This is a genomic window from Apibacter muscae, from assembly GCF_007845595.1.
Lineage (GTDB): Bacteria > Bacteroidota > Bacteroidia > Flavobacteriales > Weeksellaceae > Apibacter > Apibacter muscae.
On the sequence record NZ_SELI01000005.1, the window covers coordinates 1 to 3,902 of the forward strand.

Annotated in this window: 3 protein-coding genes; all 3 read left to right on the forward strand. The window is 36.9% G+C overall.

From position 1 onward, the window contains the following. On the forward strand, positions 1-1,748 hold a 1,748-nt coding region (locus tag ETU10_RS00085), incomplete at its 5' end, for a toprim domain-containing protein (protein WP_146309241.1). An 84-nt stretch (positions 1,749-1,832) separates the two neighbouring features. Then, positions 1,833-2,591, forward strand: a complete 759-nt coding sequence (locus ETU10_RS00090; RefSeq protein WP_146309242.1) for a tyrosine-type recombinase/integrase — start codon at positions 1,833-1,835, stop codon at positions 2,589-2,591. After that, positions 2,588-3,469: a site-specific integrase gene (locus ETU10_RS00095; RefSeq protein WP_146309243.1), complete on the forward strand. Its 882-nt coding sequence runs from the start codon at positions 2,588-2,590 to the stop codon at positions 3,467-3,469. The genes ETU10_RS00090 and ETU10_RS00095 overlap by 4 nt, the downstream gene beginning before the upstream one ends. The last annotated feature ends 433 nt before the right edge of the window (positions 3,470-3,902 follow it).

Sequence of the window (3,902 nt, forward strand, 5' to 3'; positions counted from 1 at the left end):
TAGTCAACTGCATAGTGTTTCCCCTCAAAGACGCAAGAGGAAAGATCGTAAGTTTATATGGGCGAACCATTAAACAAGACACTGCAAACAAACATTTTTATTTAAAAGAAAGGAAAGGCCTCTATCCCTTTTATCCCGATCCCGAAACTAAGATATTACTATTAACCGAAAGTATTATCGACTGCGGGAGCCTGTTGCAGATTGAAAATCTTAACTCAGAAATCAAAAATCTTTCTTTCCTAGCCTGCTACGGAGTAAACGGCTTTACCCAGGAACACAGACAGGCAATCAAAGAACTCCAACACCTAGAAGAAATAATTATAACCTTTGATAACGATACCGCAGGTCAACAAGCCAGCCACAAACTCGCCCAAGAATTATTAAAGATACAACCCAAATCTACCATCACCCAAGTAGACCTACCCTCTAAAGACATTAACGAAGTATTACAATTACACAATCCAGAAATCTTTACCCAACTCCTAGAACAAAGAAAAGAACTTATCTTATCAATTGAAAAACAAGAAGCCAGAGAACAGTCAGAACAAGAAATAACTAACCAAAATTCACCAAAAACAGAACACCTAAGCCTAGAGCAGATCAATGAACTCATAGGAAAGAGTGGCATTATCGGCGAAGAAAACACCCGACTACTATTATTCATTATCGCCAGCAGTTACAAAACCCAAAGCCCCTTACACGCCATCGTGCAAGGCAGTAGCGGCAGCGGAAAAACCCATTTAATCAGTAAAATCGCCCAGTTCATCCCCCAAGAAGACGTACTCAAATTTACCAGAATCACCGAAAGCAGTTTGTACAACTGGGGCGAATGGGATCTAGTGGGCAAACTCATGGTGATCGAAGATCTGGACGGACTCAAAGAAGAAGCCCTGTACTCCTTAAGAGAACTCATCAGCAACCAACAACTAAGCAGTAGCGTCAGTATCAAAGACAAAAAAGGCAACATCAAAAGCACCCATAAAAAAGTAAGAGGAGTGTTCAGCAGTTTAAGCGCCACCACCAAAGCCGACGTCTACGAAGACAACATCAGTAGAAGCTTTATCCTCGCCGTAGACGAAAGCACCCAGCAAAGCAAGAAGATCATCCAATACCAAAACCAAAAATACGCAGGAGAAGTCAGCCAAACCCAAGAAAAAGAAGCCAAAGAAAAATTACAGAACTATTTAAGGAACCTACAACAAGTAGAAGTCATTAACCCCTACGCCACCCAGCTAGAACTCCCCGAAGAAGTCCATAAAATCCGAAGACTCAACCAAATGTACCAAAGTATCATAAGACAAATCACCTATCTCAATCAGCGTCAGAGACGCTTTAAGAATGGATGTATTTACACAGAGATCGAAGATTTAGAACAAGCCACCGAAATCCTCTTTGAAAGCATCCTACTCAAAATAGATGAACTAGACGGAAGCTTACGGCAATTTTACGAACGCCTAAAAAAGCATATAAAAGACAAGAATCAAGAATTTACCCAGCGAGAAATCCGCCAAGCCCTCAATATAAGCAAAAGCCAATTACAAAGATATATCCATCACTTACTAGAATTAGATTACATCCGACAAAGCGGAGGCTATACCAACAGAGGACTACGTTATAAAATAGATTACTGGGATAACTACCAAAAACTAAGAAATAGAATAAAACAATCCCTCTATGAGCAAATAGAAACCTTAAAAACAAACAAGATTCACCAAGAATCACCAAAAGGGTCGCTGGAAAGCATATAAAAAACAGTATAACTATAACAAAACCAGGCAACTAGAAAACTAGTGACCCTTGACCCAAGAAAATACAACCTAAAAAGAGTTACGATGATAGAAGAAAGATTACAGAATTATAAAAAATATTTAGAACTCAAAGGCTATCAAGCCAGCAGTATTAGAGGATTACTTAAAAGAGCCTCATTATATGAAAAAGACAACTCCCTTAGCCGTGTCTTACTAAAGCCCTCTACCTTACAACTTTACTATTATCAAAAGAAAACCTATTTAAACTATCTCTCAGAAGTAGAACAACAAACCCATTACTTAGCAGAAGAACACTATAAAAAAGAACAATCCCCCATAGAAACCTTAAGCCTGCAAGAAGTACAAGAGTTAGAGAGAAATTGCAAAAATCTAAGAGATAAGATTGTATTAATTGGTTTATACAGTTTAGGCCTTAGATTAAGTGAGATAGCCAATGTAGAATTAGAAGATATAGATCTGAATCAACAAATAGTATTAATTAGAAAAAGTAAAACCAGAAAACAACGATTAGTACCCATAAACTTAAAAACAAACTACTTACTAAAAAAGTATATAGAACAAGAAAGGCCGATAGCAAAAGGAAATAAATTACTCCAAGGTCTAAAAGGAGATCTAACCCCAGACGGAATATATCAAATATTAAAAAAGATACAAAAAAGAACCCCTATCAAAAAAAGGATTTATCCCCATTTACTCCGCCACAGCATAGCGAGTCATTTACTTAGCCAGGGAATGGAGTTAGAACACATAAGCCAATTCTTAGGACATAGCAGTATAAGCAGTACAGAACTTTACACCCATATAGAAAGTATAGAAAAATGAAAACCTTTAAAATCTATTTAGAAAAAAAGTATCACTACTCAGAGATAACCATACAAGAAAAAATAAACCAGATCCTCCAATGGAAAAGATTATGCCTATCAGCCCAGGAATTAAGCGTTTTAAACAGGAAAGAACTACTACCCCTTATCGAATTACTTAGTATCAGATACAGTTCATCTACTTTAAACAACTATCTAAAAACCTTAGAACAATACTACAATTATCTGGTAGAAACACAAACAAGAAAAGAAAATCCAGTGAAAGGATTTAGGATTAAATTAGATCAAAAAACGTTACTTTGGGGATTATTTACAGAACAAGAACTTACAAACATATACAATACCTATTCAACAAAAGGTCATTTAGGAGGGCAGTTTCATTATTACAGACAGAGGAATAAAGTTATCTTAGGGCTACTGATTTATCAAGCTCTGGATAGTGCTACTCTAGATCAATTAGAAATAAAAGATATAGACTTAGAAAAAGAGATTATAAAAATCCCCTCATCTTCTACTTATAAATTGAATGATAGAATATTAAAAATACAAAGCAATCAGATCTTAGAAATAGAAAATTACCTAACCCATACAAGAGAAGAATTACTCAAGATATTAAAAATACACACACATACAAAAAAACTCTTTCCCAAGAGTGATAAAACCAAATTCAGCAGTATCACCCAATCCATAAAGAATCAGATAGGAGTAGAAAAGTTAATCATCTTAAGATACAGTAGAATAGCAATCTGGAAAAAGAGATATAATTTAAGACAAACCCAGTACAAAGCAGGATATAAAAGTATACTAAGTTTAGAGAAATTTAACCAACAAGAGATAGAAATATTAAAACAAGCAATAGATAAATACCATCCCCTTTAAAAGCTAACCCACAAAAGAACTACCCGCTCAAACCAACCCCAATTAATCCAAGTAAACTATAAACTCAAAGGCACTTTGCAAAGGCATTCGTCCGCGCTCAAACCCAGTTACACAGCCCTGCACTCCAGTTGCAAGAATTCACTTACGTTTGGCTGTTTCACGTGTTTCGCTTGTCCTCATCCGCAACTTTCTAGTCTGCTCCTAAAGTCACATCCATCATTGCTTATTAGTTATGCTCGCAGGCAGGTGCTTGCGCGCCACGGGGACGAAGCACCCAGGTAAAAAAGTAAACCACCCTTAACCCCGTTCACGGGCGGTTTAATCGCCAAAAAAGAATTAAGGAAGATAGATTAAATTTTTGGCAAGCCCCCACCGCCCGCGCTAGCACACTCGCTTTACTGCTCGCGGTAGCGCATAGAGCTCGTTTTTAAAA